This is a genomic window from Oscillibacter sp. CAG:155 (assembly GCA_000436875.1).
In the GTDB taxonomy this organism is placed as follows: domain Bacteria; phylum Bacillota; class Clostridia; order Oscillospirales; family Oscillospiraceae; genus Oscillibacter.
The window spans coordinates 12,121-35,499 of the sequence record FR890948.1; the positions used below are offsets into that span (position 1 = coordinate 12,121).

Here is a 23,379-nt window from a genome sequence, read left to right on the forward strand (position 1 = left end):
CGGACTTACAGCCGCGCTCTGCGCATCCTGCGGGCCAACCCCTCCGCCAAAGCCAGGAAGGACTTTTCCGAGGCCATGGAATCTCTGCGCAAGCTGAGCGGCGGACGGCGGGATCGCTGAGAGGCATCCGCCTGCATCCCCTTTCTGAACAGAAAAACCGGATGCCATCCATACGGACGGCATCCGGTTTGTTTTTTGTCCAGACGCTCAGGCCGGGAGGCGCTTTCCCGTCTGGGGTGCAGCCCTGTCGAAATCCAACACCCGCCGGATGGACAGACGGTACACCACAACGCAGGCCAGGGGCCCCAGCACGTCGGAGATGGGCTCGGCGTAAAACGCCGCCCGGGCACCGAACAGAGCAGGGAGCAGGAAGAGGGCTCCGAAATACACCGCCTTGCGGAAGAAGGACAGCGGCAGGGAAAGGTGGACCTGCCCCATGGCGGTAAAACCATCCACCACCTCATACTGAATACCCAGGGGCAAAATGGCCAGTGTGCACACCCGGATGGCGGAGAGGGCCTCCGCCGCCAGATCAGCCTCACTGGTAAAGAGCCGCACAAAGAGCGGCCCCGCCAGCCGGGCCAGCACAAAGAGCAGCGCCACATACGCCACACACAGGATCGTAATATATTTTTGCGCCTGGATGATCCGCTCCCGCCGATGGGCACCGTAGTTGAAGGCCAAGATCGTCTGGGTACCGCCGGAGATGCCCCCCAGAGGCATGGTCACCACCAGCATGAAGCTCTGGGCGATGGTGGCGCAGGTCACCAGCCGGTCTCCCAAGGCGGCGCCGCCGTAGCGCTGCAAAACGGCGTTCATGGCGATGATCATCACATTGTCGATGGCGATGATGAGAAAGGGCGTAAAGCCCACCGCCAGGATACGCCCCATGAGCTTGCGCTGGTAGCCGCCGAAGGTGATGCGGATGGGCACCTTCCGGCCGAAGAGAAAGCAGAGCACATACACGCAGCTGGCCAGCTGGGAGAGCACTGTGGCCAGGGCGGCACCCAGCACATCCAGATGCAGTGCGAAAATAAAAATGGGGTCCAGTACCAGGTTCAGCACGGCGCCCAGCACCACGGAGAACATTCCCTTGCGGGCAAAGCCCTGGCAGATGATGAACTGGTTCATCCCCAGAGAGAGCAGGTTGAACACCGTTCCGCAGAGATAGACCGTGAAATACTGTTCCGCGTAGGGCAGTGTCACATCGCTGGCGCCGAATGCCATCAGCATCACCCGCCGCAGGGGGAAGATGACTGCCGTGATCACCACAGCGCACACGCACAGCATCAAAAAGCAGTTGTTGAGGATGCGGTGAGCATCCAGCCGCTTGCCCGCCCCCATGCGGATGCTCATCAGCGGCGCGCCGCCGATGCCGATGAGGGAGGCAAAGGCGCCGATCATGGTCACCACCGGCCCGCAGACTCCCACGCCCGCCAGGGCCACCTCGCCGATCCCGGCGATATTGCTGATGTAAATGCGGTCCACAATGCTGTAAAGCACGCTGACGAACTGGGCCAGCATGCTTGGGATGGCGATGCGCCGCACAAGAGGGCCAATGGGGTCGTTCCCCAGGTCGTTTTCCAGCTTCATAACAGGTTCCTCACACACGAAAAATAGGGCTGCCCGCTCCGGACAGCCCCCTTATTATAATACAGCGCCCTCAGTTTTCAACCCTAATTTTCTTCCTACAGCACGGCGCGCAGTTTCTCGCACAAATCGGCAGACCGGCCCCCTGTCAGACGGACGGTCCGCCCGTTGAGACGGATCTTTCCAGTGCCGCTGAATACGGAAAGGTCGCCCTCCGGGCCGTACAACTTCACACTGACAGCTCCAATGTCCTCGATCAGGCTTTTTCCCGTCAGGGAGTCCCAGCAGAGACGGTAGGAGTATCCCTCCAGGCTCTTCTCAACGGCCGCGGCCTTGGGGGACTCCGCCTCCACGGTGTACGTCTCCACATCCTGCCAGGGCTTGGAGGTCATGTCCACCACCTCCACCCCGCTGGTAATGACGGAGGCCGACAGCCCGCCCCGGACGTCAAATGCCCCCGTCAGGGACCGGGGCCAGAGTATCCAGGCGGCAAAGACCACCACCGCCGCCAGCACCAGAACCGGGATCTTTCTGCGAATGTTCTCTGCCACGGTATCATTCTCCTCTGCCGGTTTTCTCTCAGGATACCATGCCGGGCCATGACTGTCCATGCAAATCCAGGTAAAATCTTTCCGCTATACGCCCCGGAGATCGAAGTCCGGCGTGTACTCCTCCTTGGCGGAGGTGCGCTCCTGGGTGTAGCCGTCGGTAATGCCGCAGTTTTCCATGTAAGCCACCGCCGCCCGGTACTCCGCCCCTGTCACGTGGCGGGCCAGAGGCCCCTTTGCCCCCGGCTGGGGCGTGTACTGGCTCATGAGGGAGAAGAGCACCTCCCCGGGGCGGAAGGTCTCCGCCACCCAATCGATGCACCGGCGGGTGTTTTCCAGCTCTCCCGGGAGCTGCAGATGCCGGATCACAACACCCCGCCGGAGCCGACCATTCTCCAGCACATAGGGCCCCGTCTGGCGGTACATCTCCAGGATCGCCGCAGAGGCCCGTTCAAAGTAATCCTCCGCCCCGGAATAGCGCTTCGCGGGCCCCGGCAGGGCATATTTCAGATCCGGCAGGTACACCTGTATCTTTCCCTCCAGCAGCCGCAGCGTTTCTACGGACTCGTAGCCGCCGCAGTTCCACACCACCGGCACCGGCCATGTCTCGTCCCCCAGGGCTTCCAGAATGGCGGGGGTGAAGTGAGAGGGGGTCACCAGGTCCAGGCAGGCGGCCCCCTGGGCGATCAGTTCCCGGAAGATCTCCCGCAGCCGCTCCACGGTAATGGGCTTTCCGAACCCCTCCCGGGAAATCGTCCCGTTCTGGCAGAAACAGCAGCGGAGGTTGCAGCCGGAAAAGAACACGCACCCGGCGCCGTGGTCCCCCACGAGACACGGCTCCTCCCACTGGTGGAGCATGGCCCGGGCCACCACCGGGGAGGCAGGCATGCCGCAAAGTCCCCCTGCCCGGGTGTCCGTCCGCTCCGCGCCGCACCGGCGGGGACAAAGCGTACAGATCATAAGTCCTCCACGTGGAAGTCCGGCCCCAGGTCCCCGGCCATCCAGTGCCGGCGGCACAGGCCGATGTATTTGTCGTTGGCCCCCAGCTCCACCTGGGCGCCCTCTTTGAGCACCTTGCCGTTATGGTCAAAGCGGGCGTTGAAGGTGGCCTTCCGACCGCACCAGCAGACGGTTTTGACCTCCTCCAGCTTGTCCGCCATCACCAGCAGTGCCTCGCTGCCGGGGAAAAGGTCTCCCTTGAAGTCCGCCCGGAGCCCGTAGCAGATGACGGGGATGCCCAGATCATCCACCAGGTACACCAGGTACATGACCTCCTCTTTGGTGAGAAACTGGGCCTCGTCCACGATGATGCAGGCGTTTTGCTGCAGCTCCATCACGGAGAGATGCCGCATCTCATCAAAATAGATGCACGGGTAGGTCAGTCCGATCCGGGAGACCACCATGTGATCCCCGTCCCGGGTGTCCACCCGGGGCTTGACCAGCAGCGTCTGCTGTCCCCGCTCCTCATAGTTGAAGCGGGTCATCAGGGCGTTGGCCGTCTTGCTGGAGCCCATGGCTCCGTATTTAAAGTAAAGCTGTGCCATTGTGGTTTCGTCTTCTCCCTCACTGTTGTTTTTCCTGCTCCGGCGTCTGCCCGAGCTCCGGCCATTCTCCCATCGGGACGATGCCCGTTGTGTCCACCACCAGTTTCCGGCAGTCGGGGCAGTGCCAGGCTGTTTTATACGTTGGAAAACCGCCCTCGTTATCCAGACGAAGGTCTCCCGTTCCCCGGACCGTCAGCAGTCCGGGGCGCTTGCGCCGAAAGTGGATGGCATCCCGGCCGGTGAAGAGGTATCCGCCTTCCATCTCCTTGCCGCACCATGGGCAGGTCATGGGCGGAGGCGGGGTCTCCCGCTCTTCTTTGCGGCGGTTCCACCCCTCCTTCAGCTCTCTGCCCAGGTCCTTCACCTCATCCAAAAGCCCCGGCTCCTGTGCGCTCTCCCCGCCGGGAGGCTGGGCCGGTGCCTCCCGAGGTCGGCGCTTCTCCTCGTCCTTCCAGTCCCAGGGGTCGTCGCTCTTCTTCCAAAAGCTCATGGCCGTTCCTCCTCGTCCGCGTCTTTTTTCAGATGCTCCCGGAACCTCGCCCCGGTCTGCCGGGGCAGGAAGGTGATGGGCTCCGGCGTGGGACGGCCGTGGTAATAGCACCACAGCCACCGCAGACACCAGATGAGCTTCCGGACCAGCAGCATCAGCAGCGCAATGCCCGCAATGTTGATGAGTTCCATTTCCGCACCCTCCCGGCGTATTGCCTTACAGTCCGCACACCCATCCGGCGGAGGGCGGGTACGCCGCCTTTTCAAACCGGGGGTCCACGCCCCAGGCGGCGGCGATGTCCAGTACGTCCTCCTCGTCGGGCAGGGTCTCACAGGTGTCAGCGTTTTCCGGCGTGGGGAAGCGGTCAAAGCCCAGGGCCCGCTCCTGGGGCGTCAGCTCTCCCACGCTCTCCACCTGCCCGTCCAGACAGGCGTATCTCCGGCGGCACTGCCCATTTTCATAGAGTTCCCAGCCAAAGCAATTGGAGGTCCGGTGGCTCACGAACAGCTGAGCCTGGGAGAACTGGACCGCCATCTCCTCCTGCAGTGCCTGGGGGCCGCCCACGGCCAGCACCCAGCCCTCCAGCACCGGGGAGACAAACACACGCCCCTCCGGCTGCGCCTCCACCGCCGCCAGTCCCGTGGTCCAGTTGGCGCTCTGCCGCAGGCGGGGCCGCAGCGCGGCGATGACCTGTTCCGGATCGCCGCAGCGCAGCGCCATCCAGGTGCTCTTGTACCCGAAGGGCACCGGTCCGTCCGGCTCCTGGGAAACCTCCGCCGGGGTGGGGAGGATCACCGGGGGCGGAGCCTGGAGGACGGGCTCCGCCCCTGGCTCCACTGCCTCGCCGTTTTCCACCTGCTGCCGCAGCCGCCGGACCCAGCCCTTGAACCACCAGCCCAGGAAAAAGAGAATCACCGCCAGGATCACCAGGGTGCTCAGTTCGACTTGTTCCATACGTCCTCCAATTCCGTCATGGCCTCGGCATAGTACCGGGCAAAGGCGGAGGGCACCGCCCGCTCCCGGAGCGCGGCGGCGTCGGCCCAGAAAAAGTCCGCCGGGCCGTCTCCCTCCACCTCCAGGGTGTAACCGGTCATGTGCCACTCCACATGGGTAAAGATGTGCTTGGCCGTCAGCTTGTTCCGCCATGCCTTCACCGTCAGGCCCCAGGCGGCCGCTGCAGCTCCGGCGGCGTCCTCATCCAGGGCGCCGTCCACATTGGGAAATTCCCACAGCCCTGCCAGAAGGCCCCGGCCGGGTCGCCTGCGCAGTGCCGTTCGGCCCTGGCGCAGCAGCACCAGCACCGTCCGCTCCTCCACCCGGCGGGCCTTTTTCGCCGCCTTCACCGGCAGGGCCTGCGCCGTGTCCCGCAGACGCCCCAGGCAGAATCCCGCCGCCGGGCACACCTCGCACTTGGGCGCTCCGTTGGGAACGCAGACGGTGGCCCCCAGCTCCATGGTGGCCTGGTTGAAGATGCGGATGTCCTCCGCCGCCTCCGGCATCACCGCCTGGACCTGGGTCCGGACCGCCTTTTTCGTCCTGGGGTTCGCGATGTCGTCATGGCAGTCCGTCAGCCGGGTCACTACCCGCAGCACGTTGCCGTCCACCGCCGCCTCCCGCCGGCCGAACGCCGCCGAGGCGATGGCGCTGGCGGTGTAATCTCCCACTCCCGGCAGGGCCAGGAGCTCCTCATAGGTATCCGGAAAGGACCCCCGCTCCGCCACCAGCCGGGCGGCCTTCTGGAGATTCCGGGCCCGGCTGTAATAGCCCAGTCCCTCCCAGAGCTTCATGAGCTGCTGCTCCGGTGCCGTTGCCAATGCTTCCACCGAGGGGAAGGCCGCGAGAAACCGGGCATAATACCCCAGGACTGCCGCCACCCGGGTCTGCTGGAGCATGATCTCCGACACCCAGATCCGGTAAGGGTCCCGGGTGCGGCGCCAGGGCAGGTCCCGGGCGTTGGCGCGGTACCAGTCCAGCAGCGGCTCCGGCAGGGTGGAAAGGGGCGTTTTGGTTGTCAGAATATGATCGCACATGGTATGATTGTACCATAACCGGCGGGCGGTTCCCACCCCTCCGGCGGAATTTTTTCCGAAGGCCTTGACTTTCCCCCAGGTGGAAGGTATACCATAGCCCCGGAAGGGGGAGGTGAGACCCTTGAAAATCAACGAGGTGGAGACCCTGGTGGGCATCACCAAGAAAAACATCCGCTTTTATGAGGAGCAGGGCCTGCTCAGCCCCCGCCGGAACAGTCAGAACGGCTACCGGGACTACGGTGAGGCGGAGGTGTCAGCCCTGCGGCGCATCAAGCTCATGCGAAAACTGGGCGTTCCGCTGGAGGAGATCCGCCAGATGCAAAGCGGCGTCCACACCGTGGGGGACGGCATGCGGCGGCATCTGGTGAGTCTGGAGCGGGAACGGCAGAACCTGGCCGACGCCGCCCGGCTGTGCGCGGAGCTGACCGACTCCCACGAGCGGCTGGACCACCTGGACGCGGAATCACTCCTCGCCCGGATGGAGCAGATGGAACAGGAGGGGACGACCTTTATGAACAAGCAGAAGCAGGACACCCGGCGCCGCCGTTACGTGGCTCCGGTGCTGATGACCGTGCTGATGGCGGTTTTGATGGCGGGCCTCATCTGGCTTTTTCTCTGGAGCTTCGACACGGCCCCGGCGGGAGCGCCGCCGCTCCCCCGGGGCGCCCCCCCCGCCGCCCGGTGCTGGCGCTGTTTGTAGCCATTCCGGCGGTGGTGATCCTGGGTGTGGTGATTGCCCTGGTCCAGCGCATCCACGAGATCGGGCGGGGCGAAGAGGACGACGCCAAAAAATACTGAACGGCCATCCGTTTTCCACAAGTTCACCGGAAACCAGTTGAAAACCGCACCCCCATTTTTCAACACATAAGGAGGAAACCAACATGAAACTTGTCACCATTGAGACCATTCCCGGTCAGTCCTTTGAGGCGCTGGACACCGTCAAGGGCACCGTGGTATACAGCAAAAACTTCGGCCGGGATTTTATGGCCGGCATGAAGACTCTGGTGGGCGGTGAGATCACCGGCTACACAGAGATGCTCAACGAAGCCCGCCAGATCGCCACCAAGCGGATGGTGGACGCCGCCGAGGAGCTGGGCGCCGACGCCGTAGTGGGCCTGCGGTACGCGTCCTCCTCCGTGATGCAGGGCGCTGCGGAGGTCATCGCCTACGGAACGGCGGTGAAGTTCTGCTGATGCGCGTCACATTTCTCGCCCACAGCGGCTTCTTCCTGGAGCTGGAGACGGCGTGCCTGCTCTTTGACTGGTGGAAGGGGGAACTGCCGCCCCTTCCGGCGGACCGGCCGCTGCTGGTCTTTGCCAGCCACCGCCATGAAGACCACTTCAATCCCGCCATTTTCTCCCTGGCGGAGGGCGGGCGGGACGTCCGCTTCCTGCTGGGAAAGGACATCCGCCTCACGGAGCGCAACCGCACCCGGTGGAACCTCTCCGACGACGCGGCGGGGCGCTGCCTCTGCCTGGGCGGCGGCGAGACGGTATCCCCCGTCCCCGGCGTCACCGTGGAGACGCTGCCCTCCACCGACGAGGGCGTGGCGTTTGTCGTCTCCCTGGAAGGAAAGACCCTTTTCCACGCCGGAGACCTCAACTGGTGGCACTGGGAGGGGGAGGACAAGGCCTGGAACCGGAACATGGAGGTCAACTTCAAGCGCTACTGTGAGCCCCTCCGGGGACGGCACATAGACCTTGCCATGTTCCCGGTGGACCCCCGTCTGGGGGAGGACGGATTCCGGGGTCCCCGGTATTTCCTGGAGCTGACGGACACCGTACGCCTGCTGCCCATGCACCAATGGGAGCAATTCTCCTTCACCCGGGACTTTCTCGCCGCCTGCCCTGCCTTTGCCGGGCAGGTACTGCCGGTGGAGCGGAATGGGCAGTGCTTCACACTGTAACGAAAAAAGGGACCGTGCCATAAGGCACGGTCCCTTTTTTCTGCTTGATGGTTCTTTCAGCCCGTTACCAGCCAGCTGCCGGTCAACCCGGTGGGTGCCGCAGTCAGCTCCGGCACAAACTCCGTCTCGCCGGAAGCAGCGCTCACCGCCTGAGAGAGGGCGGAAACCTGGTCCTCGGTGGTGGCCGCATAGATCCGGTCCACCCGGGGGGCGATCTCCGTCAGCGTCAGTCCCGCCTGGCTGTCGCTGCCCTCGGAGATGGCGGCGGCCGGCAGCTCAATGGAGAGCTTCACGTCGTACTCCGCGAGAGCCGCCCGCATCTCATCCAGGAAGGCATTGAGATTTTGCACCTTGCCGGTCTCGCCGTAGGCGATTTTATCCAGCTTGCCCTCCGTGGGATAGCTCACGTCCGTGAGGAGGATCTCATCAAAGCCCATCTCCGCCAGCTCCTTGGCAAGGCCGCACAGATACTGCCGGGCGGCGGGCTTGGAGGGGTCCAGCCAGTTGAGGTTGTTGCCGTCGTAGAAGATATAGCCTCCGGTGTTTTTGAGTCCCATGCCCTCCACATCTGCCTTGGCCGCAATGGGGTCCAGCAGGCAGGAGAGTCGGGCGATGGTATACGTATCGGAGGCGGTCATGGCCGTCAGGGCCGCGGCCGTGGTGCTCTCTGTCTGAACCGCACCGGAGGCCGCAGGCAGGGTACTGTCAAAGTAGACATGGCCCGACGCATCCTTCACAGTGACGGCCACGCTGTTGCAGCCGGCAGAGGCGGCTTGGGCGGCAGCGCCGTTCCAATCGGTCAGGGGAGCGGCGGAGAGCTGCAGCGTCTGCGTCTCGGTGCGCTCCGGTTCTTCCATGGCGATCTCCACATTGTCAGGCGGCTGCTCCTGTTGAGAAGGCTCTTCCGTCTGCCAGGGCAGCTCCAGCCGGGCATGCCCCGTCTCATCGTAGACCACAAACCGCTGAAACACCATAAACAGCACGGCAGCCAGAATGATGACCACCAAAATCACCGCAAGGACGATCCGGCTCCTGGGCGTCCGCCCCCGGTAGCTGTGGTATCCTCTCGCTCCAGCCATTTCCGTCACCTCATTCCTTCCTGCCCGGCGGGACGCTTACGCTTCCAGCGCCATGATCTTATCCACACGGCGGGCATGGCGTCCGCCCTCGAACTCAGTGGTCAAAAAGACCTCCACCATCCGCTCGGCCAGGTTCTTGCCGGTAAAGCCGGCACCGATGGCCATCATATTGGCGTCGTTGTGGCGGCGGGTCATCTCCGCCTCCAGCGGATCGGCGCAGTGGGCGCAGCGGATGCCGTGGATCTTATTGGCGGCGATGGAGATGCCGATGCCGGTGGTGCAAAAGACCAGTCCCCGGTCGCAGCGACCCTCCGCCACGGCCCGGGCAGCGGCAGCACCGAAGTCCGGATAGTCACAGCTCTCCTTGGAATAGCATCCAAAGTCCTCGTATTCATGGCCCAGCTTTTCCAGCACGCCCTTGATCTGCTCCTTGAGCTCATATCCGCCGTGGTCACAGCCCAACGCAATCTTCATGATGTTCCTCCCGTTTTGTCTCGGTTTGTCGTTTGGTAGTGGTATTGTACCCCCTGCGGTGAGAAAAATCAATCACAGTTCGTGCCAGATGGGCTGGCGGCGGCAGAATGTGCAGAAGCGGGTAAATCCGCAGCGCCGCAGCAGCGCCTGATTTTCCCGGATGGCGGTGCCTACTGCGCCGGGGGCGTGGGCGTCGCTGCCCAGAGTGATGATCTCGCCCCCAAGCTCCCGGTACATCCGCAGCCACTTCTCGTCCGGCAGCGGGGTATGGCCCCGATTGGTGTTGAGTTCGATGCCCCGGCCGCCCCGGATCACGGTGCGCAAAATGGCTTCCATCTGGGGCTCAAAGCCGTCAAAGGTCATCTGAAAGCCCCGCAGCTCATTGAGATAGCGCAGCGGCAGCGTCAGATGGCCCAGCACGTCGAAGCCGCCCCAGTCCGCCAGGGCCTGCACCCGGTCCAGATAATCGGCGATGCCCCGGCGGGCCTCCTCCTCGTCGGCAGGGGAGAAGGTGAAAAGGCCCTCATGGTCAAACGCTTCCGAGAGGGCATGGATGGAACCGATGACAAAGTCCAGCTCCGGCGCATCCGCCAGCAGCCGCTCTGTCCTGGGCAGGTCCCGGACTGCCTCTCCCAGCTCGATGCCGAGCCGCAGCGTGAGCCGTCCGTCCCAGTCCGCACGGGCGGCGGCATACTCCGCCGACAGCGCCGCCCAGTCATAGTACTCCCGGGGCGCACCGGAACCCAGCAAAATGGGCTCCACGTGATCGGTGAAGCAAATCTCATCCAGTCCCGCCTCCGCAGCCGCCGCAGCCATCTCCGTCATGGAGTGGCGGGCGTCGGGGGAGATGCGGGAGTGGGTATGATAATCGGCCAGATAGTGTTGTACACTCATTTCTTAAACTTCTTGAAGAATTTTTTCTGCTCTTCGTAGTTGCTCTCGCCCATGCTGTCGGCAAACTTCTTGAGCGCTTCCTTCTGCTCCTTGTTCAGGTTGCGGGGTGTTTCGATATAGACGGTCACATACTGATCGCCCCGGCCCCGGCCGTTGAGGGAGGGGATGCCCTTGCCCTTGAGGCGGAAGGTGGTTCCGGACTGGGTGCCCTCCGGCAGGGTGTATTTCACCTTGCCGTCGATGGTGGGGATCTCCAGCTCCGCGCCCAGAACTGCCTGGGTAAAGGTGATGGGGGCCTCGCACAGCACGGACGTGCCTTCCCGGCGGAAGAGCTCGTGAGGCCGCACCGTGATGGTGATCAGCAGATCACCGGCGGGACCGCCGTTCTTGCCGGCGTTGCCCTGGCCCCGGATGGAAATGGTCTGGCCGTTGTCGATGCCGGCGGGGATGGTGGCCTGAATGGTCTTGCGCTTGCGCGCGGTACCGGTGCCCCGGCAGTCCTTGCAGGGCTGGTGAATGATCCGCCCCTTGCCGCCGCAGCGGGTGCAGGGGGAGGAGGTGGCAAACACTCCCATGGGGGTCTGGCGGCGGACCTGCACCGTTCCGGTGCCGTGGCAGTCCGGGCAGACCTCCGGCGTGGTACCAGGGGCGCAGCCGCTGCCGTGGCAGGTCTCGCAGTTTTCATACCGCTCCACCGTGACGGCCTTCTCACAGCCGAAGGCCGCCTCCTCAAAGCTGATGGCCAGGGACATGCGGATGCTCTCGCCCCGCTGGGGCGCATTGGGATTGGTGCGCCGGGCGCCGCCAAATCCGCCGAAGAAGCTGCCGAAGATGTCCCCCAGATCGCCGAAGTCAAAGTTGCCGTCGAATCCGGCACCGCCGCCGGCGCCGAAGTTGGGGTCCACACCGGCGTGGCCGTACTGGTCGTAGCGGGCCCGCTTGTCGGCGTCGGAAAGGACCTCGTAGGCCTCGTTGACCTCCTTGAACTTCTCCTCTGCCGCCTTGTCGCCGGGGTTCAGGTCCGGGTGATACTTCCGGGCCATTTTCTTATATGCTTTTTTGATCTCATCCTCAGAGGCACCCCGGGCAACTCCCAGGACCTCGTAATAATCTCGTTTCTGCTCTGCCATAGTCTCAACTCCCGTCAATTAGGAATGAGGAATCGGGAACCGCTTTCCGAGATCCCCAGTTCCTGATTCCTCATTCCTAATTCTCACAAAACGCTCCGAATGGGGCGGGGAGTGTTCTCCCCGTCCCATCGGTCTGAACGCTTCTTATTTCTTGTTCTGATCGTCGTCATCCACGACCTTGTAGTCCGCATCGTAGTACTGCTGGCCGCCCTGGGCGCCGGCGTCAGCGCCGCCCTGAGGACCCTGGGCACCACCCTGGGCGCCCTGAGGATTGGCCTGCTGATAGAGCTTTTCGCTGACGGCGTAGAAGGCCTGGGTCAGCTCTTCGGTAGCGGCCTTGATGGCAGGGATATCCTGGCCTTTCAGGGTCTCCTTCAGCTTATCGATACCGGCCTGGACCTTGGCCTTGTCATCCGCGGGGATCTTGTCGCCCATCTCGGAGAGGGTCTTCTCGCTCTGGTAGACCATCTGGTCGGCCTGGTTGCGAACGTCCACCTCTTCCTTCATCTTCTTATCCTGGGCAGCATACTGCTCGGCTTCCTTCACGGCCTTCTCAATGTCCTCCTTGGACATGTTGGAGGAGGAGGTGATGGTGATGTGCTGCTCCTTGCCGGTGCCCAGGTCCTTGGCGGAGACGTTGACGATGCCGTTGGCGTCGATATCGAAGGTCACCTCGATCTGAGGCACGCCGCGGCGGGCCGGGGCGATGCCGTCCAGGTGGAAGCGGCCCAGGGACTTGTTGGCAGCGGCCATCTCGCGCTCGCCCTGGAGGACGTTGACCTCAACAGAGGTCTGGTTATCAGCGGCAGTGGAGAAGATCTGGCTCTTCTTCACAGGGATGGTGGTGTTGCGGTCGATCAGCTTGGTGAACACGCCGCCCATGGTCTCAATGCCCAGGGACAGAGGCGTGACATCCAGCAGCAGCAGACCCTTGACGTCGCCGGTGAGAACACCGGCCTGAAGGGCAGCGCCCATGGCCACGCACTCATCGGGGTTGATGCCCTTGAAGGGCTCGTTGCCGGTGAAGTTCTTCACAGCCTCCTGCACGGCGGGAATCCGGCTGGAGCCGCCCACCAGCAGCACCTTGGAGAGGTCGCTGGGCTGCAGGCCGGCATCGGACATGGCCTGACGCACAGGGCCCATGGTGGCGTCCACCAGATGGGCAGTCAGCTCGTTGAACTTGGCCCGGGTGAGGGTCACGTCCAGGTGCTTGGGGCCGGTGGCGTCGGCGGTGATATAGGGCAGGTTGATATTGGAGGTGGTGACGCCGGAGAGCTCGATCTTGGCCTTCTCGGCGGCTTCCTTCAGCCGCTGCATAGCCACCCGGTCGTTGGACAGATCCACGCCGTCGGTCCGCTTGAACTCGCTGACCAGGTACTTCATGATGCACTCGTCGAAGTCATCGCCGCCCAGGCGGTTGTTGCCGGCGGTGGCCAGAACCTCGATGACGCCGTCGTCGATCTCCAGGATGGAGACATCGAAGGTGCCGCCGCCCAGGTCGTAGACCATGATCTTCTGGGACTGCTCCTTATCCACGCCGTAAGCCAGAGCTGCGGCGGTGGGCTCGTTGATGATCCGCTTGACGTCCAGTCCCGCGATCTTGCCGGCGTCCTTGGTGGCCTGACGCTGGGCATCGGTGAAGTAGGCGGGAACGGTGATGACGGCCTCGGTGACGGGGCTGCCCAGATAGGCCTCAGCGTCCGCCTTCAGCTTCTGCAGGATCATGGCGCTGATCTCCTGAGGCGTGTAGCTCTTGCCGTCCACGGTGACCTTGTAATCGCTGCCCATCTCACGCTTGATGGAGGAGATGGTGCGGTCAGGGTTGGTGATGGCCTGGCGCTTTGCCACCTGGCCCACCATCCGCTCGCCGGTCTTGGAGAATGCCACCACAGAGGGGGTGGTCCGGTTGCCTTCCGCGTTGGGGATGACGACGGCTTCGCCGCCCTCCATCACAGCCACACAGGAGTTTGTGGTGCCAAGGTCGATACCAATAACTTTAGACATAGTTGATTCCTCCAATATATCGTTCAAATATCAATTATCATTTTCAAAACCGCTCCGGAGGGACGGTTGCTTTGATCAGTTGGCCACCTGCACAATAGCGTGGCGGATGACCTTGTCGCCCATGGAGAAGCCCGCCTGGAATACCTGAGCCACCACGTTCTCGCCCAGGTTCTCATCGTCGATGTGCATCACGGCGTTGTGCTTTTCCGGATCAAAGGGCTGGCCCAGGGCGTCCATCTCAGTGACACCCAGCTTCTTGAGGATCTCCTGATACTGGTGGAAAATCATCACAAGGCCCTTCTTGTGAGGAGAATCATCGTCCCCCTCGGTGGATGCCGCCCGCTCCAGATTGTCGTACACATCCAAAAATGCCCGGATGGTGTCCGCCTTGGCATCCTGATAGATGCCGTCCTTTTCCTTGGTGGTGCGCTTGCGGTAGTTGTCATATTCTGCGGTGAGCCGGGTGAACTGGTCCTTCACGGATTCCAGCTGTTTGGCGGCCAGCTCGGCGGCCTCCATCTGCTCCCGGGTCAGCGTGTAGGTCTTTTCCTTTTTCTTTTTGCCTTTGGCGCCCTTCTCCGCCTTTTCCGCGGCGGACTGGTCCTGGGCAGTCTCCTGAGCGGACTGCTCTTCCCGGACGGGCTCCTGCTGAGCGCCCTCCTGGGCCGTCTGTTCCGCCGGCTCCTCGGGCCGCTTGTTCTCTTCGCTCATGTCTTCGTATCCTCCTTCGGGGGTAATCCTTCCTGTTTTCCAAACATCCTCGTCAGCCCGTCGGCAAAGCCGGCCAGCCGGGCCGCTACGGACGCATAATCCATTCTGGTGGGACCCACCACGCCGATCAGCCCCCGCATCTCGCCGCCGATGTCGTAGCTGGCCACCACAACACTGGTGTCCTGCAGCGCCTCGCTGACGTTCTCCGGCCCGATGAGGATCTTCATGGGGCCCTCCTCCGGCATGGGGAGGTTCTCCTTGCTGTCGGCCAGGAAACTCATCAGCTGATGGGCCTTGTCGGCGTCCCGGAATTCCGGGAGCTTCAAAAGCTCCCTGGCTCCGGCGGTGACGATCTCCCGCTGTCCGGCCTCCTCCAGCACATCCACGGCATAGGCCACGGTCTGGCTGAGCAGCAAAAAAAGCTGCGGTGTGACCTGCTCGGAAAGATCCATCAAACGCAGGTTCATCTCGTCCACGGAGATGCCGGTGAAATTGGTGTTGAGCAGATTCACAAGGCCCGGCACCTGTTCCGGTTCCACTTTCAGCTGCAGCCGAAGCAGCTGGCTTTTCACCCGGTCGTCTCCCAGCATCATCACCACGATGCAGCTGTGCTCATCTACGGGCAGCAGCTCGAAGCGGCGGGCAACGGTCTTTTTCCGACCGGCGGCGGTGATGTAGGCGGGGTAGTTGACAAAGGCGGAAATCGCTTTGCCTGCCTGGGAGATCACCCGGTCCAGCTCCTCCATCTTCATCTGAAGGGACTGGTTGATCCGCTCGGTCTCCGCCAGGCTCAGCCTCTGCTGTTCCATCAGCTCGTTGACATAGAGCCGATAGCCCTTGGGGGAGGGAACCCGTCCGGCAGAGGTGTGGGGCTGCTCCAAATAGCCCAGCTCCACCAGATCCGCCAGTTCATTGCGGATGGTGGCGGAGCTGATCTTGCCGCCCATCTCGGCGGCAATGGTCTTGGACCCCACCGGTTCGGCGGTGTGGATGTAGTCCTCAATCACGACCTTCAGTATTTGCTTTTTCCGGTCCGTCAGTTCCACAAAAAGCACCTCTCGCCAAACTTGCAGTTTGCTTTAGCACTCCGTTCTCCTGAGTGCTAAAGTGAGTTTACCACCGGCGCAAACCGTTGTCAACGGGTGGATATAAATAAATTGTAAACAAACGGCAGACGTTTTTTGAACACCCAAAATTGGGGGGTATCTGCGGTCCCTGTTCCCGTCGGAGACGTAAAAAAAGTGGGCCATCCCGCAGGATGGTCCGCTTTTTTCCCTGTTTCATGGATGCGCCCGCCGGGGAAATGAACATAATCGGCAAAAAGCCGTCTGCACCGGACCGCTCCCGGTACATCCGCTCACAGCGTCTCTGCCGCCCGGCGCACATCCGCCGCCAGATAGAGGGACCCCAGGGCACATACCACGCCGTCCTGTCCCGCCGCCATGGCGGCGATCCGAAGCCCCTCTTCCACGCTCTCGCAGGCGCAGGTGGGAACGCCCCGGCGCCGCACCAGGGCCGCCAGCTCCGCTGCACCCATGGCCCGGGGGCTGTCCGGCCGGACGGTGACCACCGCCTCGGCGATGGGGGAGAGCAGATTCAGCATGTCCTCCACGTCCTTGTCGACCATGACGCCCATGAGGATCACCAGCTTTTTCCCGGGGAACAGCGCCTTCAGGCTCTCCACTGTGGCGGCCATGCCGTGGGCATTGTGGGCACCGTCCCGGAGGATCACCGGGTCCGCCCGGCGCAGCACCTCCAGCCGCCCCGGCCAGCGGACGGCAGAGAGCCCCTGTCGCAGAGCTTCGTCGGAGATGTTCCATCCCTTTTGCCGCAGCACCTCCACCACCGTGATGGCCACGGCAGCATTGCGGGACTGGTAGAGCCCCACCAGCGGCAGGCGCAGCTCTTGATAGGGGACAAAATCCAGCTCCGTACCGGCAAGGTCCGTCCGGCGAACCTGCAGGCGGGTGAAGTCCACCTCCGTCAGCGCGGCCCCCTGCTCCCGGCAGCGCTGCCGGATGACGGCATCCGCCTCCGGGCAGCCGCCGCAGCTGACGACGGCACCGCCGGGCTTGATGATGCCGGCCTTGGCGGCGGCGATGTCTGCCAGGGTAGGCCCCAAAATGGCAGCGTGGTCCATCCCCATGGCGGTGATGACTGCCGCCTCCGGCACATCAATGACATTGGAGGCGTCCAGACCGCCGCCCAGGCCCACCTCCAGCACCACGATGTCGCAGCGGCACTGCCGGAAATACAGCATGGCCACAGCGGTGATCAGCTCAAACTCCGTGGGGTGGTCCGGCATGGCCTCCGCCACAGGGCGCACCTGTTCCGTCAGCGCGCCCAGAATCTCCGGGGAAATCAGTGCCCCGTCCACCCGGATACGCTCCCGGAAATCCTCCAGGAAGGGAGAGGTACAAAGTCCCACCCGATACCCCGCTGCCCGGAGGACCGAGGCCAGGCAGGCGCAGACGCTGCCCTTGCCGTTGGTCCCCGCCACATGGACGAACCGCAGCTGCCGCTGGGGATCTCCCAGCTGCCGCAGCAGTGTGCGGATCCGCTCCAATCCCGGTGTGTGGGCCTGCCACTGAAAGCTGTCGATATAGGCCACCGCGTCTTTGCCGTTCACCGGCGTCCGCCTCCTCTCAAGCTCGGCGCGATACCACCTGCCGCCGCAGCAGACGGACCAGGGGCACGGCCACCGTAGTGACCACCACGGCAGTCGGAATGCCGGAGATGATCCGAACGACGGCAGAGCCGAACACGTAAGCAAAGCTGTAATATCCCATGATGACGCTGTCCAGATACATCACCAGTGTATTCACCACTGTGGTGCATAGGGCCGCGGCCATGCAGATCACGTAGCACAGGACCGGCCGCTCATCCAGACTGCGGGGGCCCTTCCTCAGAGTCAGTGCGGCGCAGCCCACCGCCAGCCCCCGCACCGCCGGCGGGATCAGCCACAGCACGGTGGTGGGCGTCACGCCGTAGGAGAGCGTCTGGTTGAAAAACTCTCCGATGGCGGCAATCAGCATTCCCTCCACCGGTCCGAACAGCAGCCCGCCCACAATGACCGGCAGCGAGGCAAAGGTGATGTGGAAGCTCCACGCCCGGAAACCCACCATATTCAATGCCAGGTACAGGGCGGCCAGCATTCCTGTCAAGCAGATCCTGCGGGCGGTGTTGTTGTAATTGTCCATCTTAAAAACCTCCTTCTGTAATCCGGCAGTCCGAACTCGGAACGCCGCACAGAGAGGAGGATGGTTCCGCTTCCCATATGCGGCAGCGGGATGCGGAACACACACTGCGGACATCGGCCGATACGGCCCGCCCCTTCGTCCGGAAAACAACTCCCCGTTTTTCCGGCACTCTTTTTCACGTATGTTCCTACTCTGCCTGAATGCTATTCATGATATGCCCTTTGTGGGAAAAAGGCAATAGAAAAGTGCCCCGAATCCAAAGATTCGGGGCACTTTCAGCCTGCCGAAAAAGTTTCAGCAGGCTGCGCAAGGTTTTCAGTCCTTCTCAAAGTCCTGAAAACCTTGGGATCAAAAACGAAAGACACCCCTCCTGGGTTTCTTTCGTATCTATCTTCCTTCCCGCTGTTCTGGCCGGCCGTCTAAATCAGAACACTAAAAAAGCGCCCCGAATCCAAAGATTCGGGGCACTTTCTTTCAACGCAGAAAGTGAGAACGCTTACTGAGCGGTACCGGCAGTCTCGTCGGCAGCCTTGGCGGCAGTGGCCTTTGCGGCAGCAGCCTTCTCGGCCTGAGCCTTCTTGATCGCCTTGTACTTTTCCTTCTCCTCGGCGGTAGCCACGGGGAGGATGGCGTCTCTCGGGCAGACCTTGGTGCAGAGCTTGCAGCCCACGCACTTGTCGTAGTCGATAACAGCCACGCCGTTGACCACATGGATGGCGTCCTTCTTGCACTCCTTCTGGCACAGGCCGCAGCCGATGCAGGAGTTGGAGCACACGCTCATGGCAGCCTTGCCCTTGTCCTGGTTGGCGCAGGCCACGTGGACCTTCTTGGACACAGGAACCTCGGTAATCAGGTGACGGGGGCAGGCATGGGCGCAGGCCATGCAGTCGGTGCACTTGTCGGGGTCCACCACGGCGGCGCCGTTGGGGCCGATGGACATGGCGCCGAACTGGCAGGCCTTCACGCAGGAGCCGAAGCCCAGGCAGCCGAAGGCGCACTCCAGAGGACCCGCAGCAACCTTGGTGGCGGAGATGCAGTCATGCACACCGCGATACTCAAAGCGCTTGACGGCGTTGGTGCCGCCGTTGCAGCGGACGAAAGCGACCTTCCGCTCGCCGGAGGGGGCCTCCTGGCCCATGATCTTGGCGATGGCGGCAGCGTTCTCGGGGCCCGCGGGAGCGCAGGCGGTCACGGGAGCGGTACCGGCCAGGATGGCAGCGGCGCAGCCGGAGCAGCCGGGGAATCCGCAGCCGCCGCAGTTGGCGCCGGCCAGGTGGCTGAGGATCTCCTCCTCACGGGGGTCCTTCTTGACTTCAAAGACCTTGGAGGCCACGGCCAGGACCAGGCCGAACACGGCACCCAGGATACTCAATACCGCGATGGCGGCAATTACATTAGCCATATTCCTTGCCTCCTTACCAGACCTTCAGGCCGGAGAAGCCCATGAATGCCAGGGCCATCAGACCTGCGGTGACCAATGCGATGGGGAAGCCCTCAAAGGCCTTGGGATAGTCGGCAAACACCAGACGCTCCCGGATGCTGGCGAAGAGCACGATGGCCAGCAGGAAGCCCAGGCCGCCGGTGATGCCGTAGACCACGGACTCGATGAAGCCGTAGCTGTTCTGCACGTTCAGCAGCACGACACCCAGCACAGCGCAGTTGGTGGTGATGAGGGGCAGATAGATGCCCAGAGCGGTGTACAGGGAGGGCATGGACTTCTGCAGGAACATCTCGATGAACTGCACCAGAGAAGCGATGACCAGGATGAAGGTCACGGTCTGCATGTACTCCAGGCCGAACTTCATCAGCACGAACTTGTTAACCACATAGCACACGGCGGAGGCCAGGCCCATGACGAAGGTCACGGCGATGCCCATGCCCACGGCGGTGTCGACCTTCTTGGAAACGCCCAGGAAGGGGCAGATGCCCAGGAACTGAGAGAAAATGAAGTTGTTTGCCAGGATGGCGCCCAGCATGATTGCCAGGAGGTTTGTGATCTGATCCATTACTTGCTCTCCTCCTTATTCTTAGACTTGGCCAGGGCCCACTGCATGAAGGCGATCAGGCTGCCCAGCACCAGGAAGCCGCCCACAGGCAGGGTCAGCATACCGGCAGGGAACTGGGAGGGGATGATCTGGATGCCCTTCAGGTCGGGACCCAGGATGCCGCCGCCGAAGGTGCCGGCGCCCAGCAGCTCACGGATGATGCACATGATCAGCAGCACCACGGTGTAGCCGATGCCCTGGAAGATGCCGTCAAAGAAAGAAGCGGCAACGCCGTTCTTATAGGAGAAGGACTCCGCACGGCCCAGGATGATGCAGTTCACCACGATCAGGGGGATGAACACGCCCAGGGAGGACGCCAGGGAGGGAACGTATGCCTGGATCAGCAGGTCCACGCAGGTCACGAAACCGGCGATGACCACGATGAACATGGCGATACGGATCTTGTCGGGGACGATCTTACGGATGGCGGAGATGATGACGTTGGAGAGCGTCAGGATCACCGTAACGGCCAGGCCCATGCCCAGGCCGTTGAAGAACGAGGTGGTGATGGCCATGGTGGAGCACATGCCCAGAACCTGCACCAGAACGGGGTTGTTGGTAATCAGGCCTTCTTTAAACTGTTTTCCCAAATTCATGTCAGTTGCTCCTCCTCTCTCAGCCGATGGCGCCGGCGGCAGCCAGCGCGGCGTTCACACCGGTGGTGACACCCTTGGTGGACACGGTGGCGCCGGAGATGGCGTCCACATTGGTACCCACGGTCAGGGTACCGTCCGCGGCGCTCTTGCCGACAAACTGGTCCAGAACGCCCACGCCGCTGGCCAGGGCCTCATTCTCCATAACCTTGGAGCCGATGCCCGCGGTCTCGGAGTTATCCACGATGGAGACGCCGGTGACAGTGCCTTCGCTGTCCACGCCCACCATCATCTCAATGTTGCCCTGGGAACCGGAGGCCACGACCTTGATGGCGTAGCCGTCGTTCTCACCGTTGACCAGCACCTCATAGACGGAGTCCAGGGTGCCGCCGGCGGAAGCGGCAGCGGAGGTCATCTCGTCGGTCAGTTCCAGCGCATCGGAGAACTCGGTGTTCTCGGGGTCAGCCACCACGGCCTTCATGGCCTTCTGGGTGTTCTCCCAGTTGATGGCCGCAATCTTATCCGCGGTGATGGCGTTGACGCCGCCCAGTGCGGCAGCCACCACCAAGCAGGTCAGAAACAGTGTCACGGTCAGCTTGATGATATACTTGGGGTCCATATCGACCTTTTCCTTGGTCTTGACTTCGTTGCTCATTTCGCAGCCGCCTCCTTCTTTTCGGATTTCACGACGCCAAAGCGGGCGGGCTTGGTGAACTTATCGATCAGAGCCACGCACAGGTTCATGATCATGATGGAGTAGCAAACACCCTCGCTGTAAGAGCCGAAATAGCGGATAAACACGGTGAACAGGCCGCAGCCGATGCCGAAGATCAGCTGGCCCTTCTTGGTCACAGGAGAGGTGGCGTAGTCGGTCGCCATGAAGAAGGCGCCCAGCATCAATCCGCCGCCGAAGATGCTGTAGAGCATCCACTCCAGGCCGGAAGCACCGTAACGGGGGAACAGGAAGGTCAGCACGGCGACGGTGGCGATGTAAGCCACGGGGGTCTGCCAGTTGATGACCTTGCGGATGATCAGGTACAGGCCGCCCACGATCAGCAGCAGGGCGGAAACCTCGCCCATGGAGCCGGGGATCTTGCCCAGGAACATATCCATGATGCTGTACTGGCTCAGGGCCTCCAGATCGCCGGTCTTCATCATGGCCAGCGGGGTGGCGGTGGTCACCACATCCACGGTGCCGCCGAAGAGGGGTGCCTTGTTGGCAGCGGGATCCACCCAGGTGGTCATCACGCTGGCATAGCTGCCCAGCAGGAACGCACGGCCGGCCAGAGCGGGGTTGACAAAGTTCTTGCCGATGCCGCCGAAGAGCTGCTTGACCACCACAATGGAGAAGAAGTCACCGATGAGGATCATCCACAGCGGGGTGGAGGGGGGGCACACAAAGGCCAGCAGCATGCCGGTGACCACAGCGGAGAGGTCGCCCACAGACTGGGGCTTCTTCATGAGCTTGCGATACAGCCACTCCCAGAATACGCAGCCCACCACGGAAACCGCGGTCAGCAGCAGGGCCTCCACGCCGAAGGTGATGACAGCCCAGACCAGGGCGGGCACCATGGCGATGATGACGTCCAGCATGATGGAGCGGGTGGTCTCCGCCGCGCGGATGTGGGGGGAAGAAGTGGCAATGAGCTTCAAATTCTTGTAATCCGTCATTTGTTGACAGCCTCCTTCTTCTCTTCAGCAGCCGCTTTCTTTGCCTCGGCGGCCGCCTTGTCGGCAGCCATCTTATCCTTGAGCAGCTGCTTGCCGGTCTTGAACATATGGGTCAGATGCATCCGGGCCGGGCAGATGTAGGAGCAGGCACCGCACTCCATGCAGTCCATGATGTGGGCGTCGTTGAGCTCATCCACCATGCCCTTGGAGGCATACTGGTACATGAAAAGAGGCTCCAGGTGCATGGGGCAGGCAGCAACGCACTTGCCGCAGCGGATGCACTGGGGATTCTCCACGGTCTGCTCCTCGTTCTCGCAGAAGGCCAGCATGGCGCCGGTGCCCTTGGCAACGGGGATGTCCGCGGTATACTGGGCCATGCCCATCATGGGGCCGCCGCACACCAGCTTGTATGTACCGTCCTTCAGTCCGCCGCAGGCGTCGAACAGGAGGGAGACGGGGGTGCCGATGGGGCACTCGATGTTCTTGGGCTCCACCACGCCGGAACCGGAGACCGTCACGATCTTCTTCACCACGGGCATGCCGGTGGTGATGGCCCGGTAGATGGCGCAGGTGGTGTTGATATTGAACACGGCGCAGCCGATGTTGGCGGGCAGGCCTCCGGGAGGCACCTGCTTGCCGGTAATGGCCTGGCACAGCTGCTTCTCACCGCCCTGGGGGTAACGGCAGTGCAGAGGCTCCACCACAACGGGAGCCTTCTTCTCGGCGATGACCTTGTTCATGGCGTCAATGCCGTTCTGCTTGTTATCCTCCACGCCGATGACCACTTTGTCCACGCCGAACATCTTGGCAAGATACACGCAGCCGCCGATGATCTCCTCGGGGCGCTCCAGCATGGTGCGATGGTCGCCGGTGATGTAAGGCTCGCACTCAGCGCCGTTGATGATGACGGTGTCCACCTTGCCGATGCCGCTGGTGATCTTCACGTGGGTGGGGAAGGTTGCGCCGCCCATACCAACGATGCCGGCGTTCTTGACAATCTCCACCATCTCATCCACAGACAGGGCGTCGGGATTTGCGGGAGCCTGAACCTCCTCAGAGATCTCATCCTTGAAATCGTTCTCGATCACAACGGACATCATGTTGCCGCCCATGGAATAGGGACGGGGCTCCACCGCCTTGACCGTGCCGGAAACACTGGCATGGATCGGTGCGCCCAGACCGTGGAACTCACCGATCTTCTGACCGACCTTGACGTGGTCGCCCACCTTGACAAGGGGTGTGCACGGTGCGCCAAAGTGCATGGACATGGGAATGACCACCTGTGCTGGGGGTGCCAGCTGCTCGATGGCCTTTTCATTGGTAGCGGCTTTCATGTCGTTGGGATGAACGCCGCCAAAGAAAGCTTGTGCCATTGTCTTTCACCTCATTTTTACTCCTGATAGCCGCCAGGACGAAAGGAGACCCCGGCCCGCCGGCACGGGTCGGGATGGGCATGCCCTGTTGATACTA

The 23,379-nt window shown here is 62.6% G+C and carries 26 protein-coding genes and 1 riboswitch; of the genes, 3 read left to right on the forward strand and 23 right to left on the reverse strand.

The window, feature by feature from the left end; genetic code table 11:
• Positions 1-207 precede the first annotated feature (207 nt).
• The 8 genes from QZL67_RS09185 to mutY all read right to left on the reverse strand — a co-directional run bounded on the left by QZL67_RS09185 (position 208) and on the right by mutY (position 6,202).
• A complete protein-coding gene (locus QZL67_RS09185; RefSeq protein WP_022290426.1) occupies positions 208-1,593 on the reverse strand; it encodes an MATE family efflux transporter in 1,386 nt (461 codons plus the stop codon).
• A gap of 95 nt (positions 1,594-1,688) precedes the next feature.
• Positions 1,689-2,141, reverse strand: a complete 453-nt coding sequence (locus tag QZL67_RS09190) for a hypothetical protein (RefSeq protein ID WP_022290427.1) — start codon at positions 2,139-2,141, stop codon at positions 1,689-1,691.
• An 84-nt stretch (positions 2,142-2,225) separates the two neighbouring features.
• Positions 2,226-3,098 (reverse strand): 4Fe-4S cluster-binding domain-containing protein, encoded by an 873-nt coding sequence (locus QZL67_RS09195; RefSeq protein ID WP_022290428.1) that lies wholly within the window; start codon positions 3,096-3,098, stop codon positions 2,226-2,228.
• The gene (locus QZL67_RS09200) at positions 3,095-3,682 is read right to left on the reverse strand and encodes a thymidine kinase (protein WP_022290429.1); all 588 of its coding nucleotides are present in this window, start codon (positions 3,680-3,682) and stop codon (positions 3,095-3,097) included. Before QZL67_RS09200 ends, QZL67_RS09195 begins: the two co-directional genes overlap by 4 nt.
• Before the next feature lie 19 nt (positions 3,683-3,701).
• Entirely contained in the window at positions 3,702-4,172 is a 471-nt protein-coding gene (locus QZL67_RS09205; RefSeq protein ID WP_022290430.1) for a PF20097 family protein, read from the reverse strand.
• Positions 4,169-4,363: a hypothetical protein gene (locus QZL67_RS09210; protein WP_022290431.1), complete on the reverse strand. Its 195-nt coding sequence runs from the start codon at positions 4,361-4,363 to the stop codon at positions 4,169-4,171. Before QZL67_RS09210 ends, QZL67_RS09205 begins: the two co-directional genes overlap by 4 nt.
• Before the next feature lie 25 nt (positions 4,364-4,388).
• Positions 4,389-5,126, reverse strand: a complete 738-nt coding sequence (locus QZL67_RS09215; protein ID WP_022290432.1) for a hypothetical protein — start codon at positions 5,124-5,126, stop codon at positions 4,389-4,391.
• Positions 5,108-6,202, reverse strand: a complete 1,095-nt coding sequence (gene mutY / locus QZL67_RS09220; RefSeq protein ID WP_022290433.1) for an A/G-specific adenine glycosylase — start codon at positions 6,200-6,202, stop codon at positions 5,108-5,110. The genes QZL67_RS09215 and mutY overlap by 19 nt, the downstream gene beginning before the upstream one ends.
• A 121-nt stretch (positions 6,203-6,323) precedes the next feature.
• Between mutY and QZL67_RS09225 the strand changes: the two genes are divergently transcribed.
• From QZL67_RS09225 to QZL67_RS09235, 3 genes are all read left to right on the forward strand, one after another.
• On the forward strand, positions 6,324-6,902 hold the full coding sequence (locus QZL67_RS09225; RefSeq protein ID WP_022290434.1) for a MerR family transcriptional regulator: 579 nt from the start codon (positions 6,324-6,326) through the stop codon (positions 6,900-6,902).
• Between the two features lie 181 nt (positions 6,903-7,083).
• Positions 7,084-7,395, forward strand: a complete 312-nt coding sequence (locus QZL67_RS09230; RefSeq protein WP_022290435.1) for a YbjQ family protein — start codon at positions 7,084-7,086, stop codon at positions 7,393-7,395.
• Positions 7,395-8,108, forward strand: a complete 714-nt coding sequence (locus QZL67_RS09235; protein ID WP_022290436.1) for an MBL fold metallo-hydrolase — start codon at positions 7,395-7,397, stop codon at positions 8,106-8,108. The genes QZL67_RS09230 and QZL67_RS09235 overlap by 1 nt, the downstream gene beginning before the upstream one ends.
• A gap of 56 nt (positions 8,109-8,164) precedes the next feature.
• Here the strand turns inward: QZL67_RS09235 and QZL67_RS09240 are convergent, their stop codons facing one another.
• The 15 genes from QZL67_RS09240 to rsxC form a co-directional block, all read right to left on the reverse strand.
• Entirely contained in the window at positions 8,165-9,187 is a 1,023-nt protein-coding gene (locus QZL67_RS09240; protein WP_022290437.1) for a putative glycoside hydrolase, read from the reverse strand.
• Positions 9,188-9,223: 36 nt separating this feature from the next.
• A complete protein-coding gene (rpiB, locus tag QZL67_RS09245; RefSeq protein ID WP_022290438.1) occupies positions 9,224-9,661 on the reverse strand; it encodes a ribose 5-phosphate isomerase B in 438 nt (145 codons plus the stop codon).
• Between the two features lie 72 nt (positions 9,662-9,733).
• Complete coding sequence (locus QZL67_RS09250) at positions 9,734-10,555, reverse strand: histidinol-phosphatase HisJ family protein (RefSeq protein ID WP_022290439.1); 822 nt, start codon at positions 10,553-10,555, stop codon at positions 9,734-9,736.
• Complete coding sequence (gene dnaJ, locus QZL67_RS09255) at positions 10,552-11,685, reverse strand: molecular chaperone DnaJ (protein ID WP_022290440.1); 1,134 nt, start codon at positions 11,683-11,685, stop codon at positions 10,552-10,554. Before dnaJ ends, QZL67_RS09250 begins: the two co-directional genes overlap by 4 nt.
• 144 nt (positions 11,686-11,829) lie before the next feature.
• Positions 11,830-13,689 (reverse strand): molecular chaperone DnaK, encoded by a 1,860-nt coding sequence (gene dnaK, locus QZL67_RS09260; RefSeq protein ID WP_022290441.1) that lies wholly within the window; start codon positions 13,687-13,689, stop codon positions 11,830-11,832.
• Positions 13,690-13,764: 75 nt separating this feature from the next.
• Positions 13,765-14,400, reverse strand: coding sequence for a nucleotide exchange factor GrpE (grpE, locus tag QZL67_RS09265; RefSeq protein WP_022290442.1), 636 nt, complete (start codon positions 14,398-14,400; stop codon positions 13,765-13,767).
• A complete protein-coding gene (gene hrcA, locus QZL67_RS09270) occupies positions 14,397-15,446 on the reverse strand; it encodes a heat-inducible transcriptional repressor HrcA (RefSeq protein ID WP_022290443.1) in 1,050 nt (349 codons plus the stop codon). Before hrcA ends, grpE begins: the two co-directional genes overlap by 4 nt.
• A 311-nt stretch (positions 15,447-15,757) precedes the next feature.
• Positions 15,758-17,029 carry a folylpolyglutamate synthase/dihydrofolate synthase family protein gene (locus QZL67_RS09275; protein WP_022290444.1) on the reverse strand — a complete coding sequence of 424 codons (1,272 nt, stop codon included), beginning with the start codon at positions 17,027-17,029 and terminating at the stop codon, positions 15,758-15,760.
• A 16-nt stretch (positions 17,030-17,045) separates the two neighbouring features.
• Positions 17,046-17,600, reverse strand: coding sequence for a folate family ECF transporter S component (locus QZL67_RS09280; RefSeq protein WP_022290445.1), 555 nt, complete (start codon positions 17,598-17,600; stop codon positions 17,046-17,048).
• Between the two features lie 81 nt (positions 17,601-17,681).
• A riboswitch (THF riboswitch) is annotated at positions 17,682-17,797 on the reverse strand.
• 299 nt (positions 17,798-18,096) lie between these two features.
• Positions 18,097-19,002, reverse strand: coding sequence for an RnfABCDGE type electron transport complex subunit B (locus QZL67_RS09285; RefSeq protein ID WP_022290446.1), 906 nt, complete (start codon positions 19,000-19,002; stop codon positions 18,097-18,099).
• 13 nt (positions 19,003-19,015) lie between these two features.
• Complete coding sequence (gene rsxA / locus QZL67_RS09290; protein WP_022290447.1) at positions 19,016-19,606, reverse strand: electron transport complex subunit RsxA; 591 nt, start codon at positions 19,604-19,606, stop codon at positions 19,016-19,018.
• Positions 19,606-20,241, reverse strand: coding sequence for an electron transport complex subunit RsxE (rsxE, locus tag QZL67_RS09295; RefSeq protein ID WP_022290448.1), 636 nt, complete (start codon positions 20,239-20,241; stop codon positions 19,606-19,608). Before rsxE ends, rsxA begins: the two co-directional genes overlap by 1 nt.
• Positions 20,242-20,260: 19 nt before the next feature.
• Positions 20,261-20,893, reverse strand: coding sequence for an FMN-binding protein (locus tag QZL67_RS09300; RefSeq protein ID WP_022290449.1), 633 nt, complete (start codon positions 20,891-20,893; stop codon positions 20,261-20,263).
• Entirely contained in the window at positions 20,890-21,909 is a 1,020-nt protein-coding gene (locus tag QZL67_RS09305; protein WP_022290450.1) for an RnfABCDGE type electron transport complex subunit D, read from the reverse strand. The genes QZL67_RS09300 and QZL67_RS09305 overlap by 4 nt, the downstream gene beginning before the upstream one ends.
• Complete coding sequence (gene rsxC / locus QZL67_RS09310) at positions 21,906-23,282, reverse strand: electron transport complex subunit RsxC (RefSeq protein ID WP_022290451.1); 1,377 nt, start codon at positions 23,280-23,282, stop codon at positions 21,906-21,908. Before rsxC ends, QZL67_RS09305 begins: the two co-directional genes overlap by 4 nt.
• Positions 23,283-23,379: the final 97 nt, after the last annotated feature.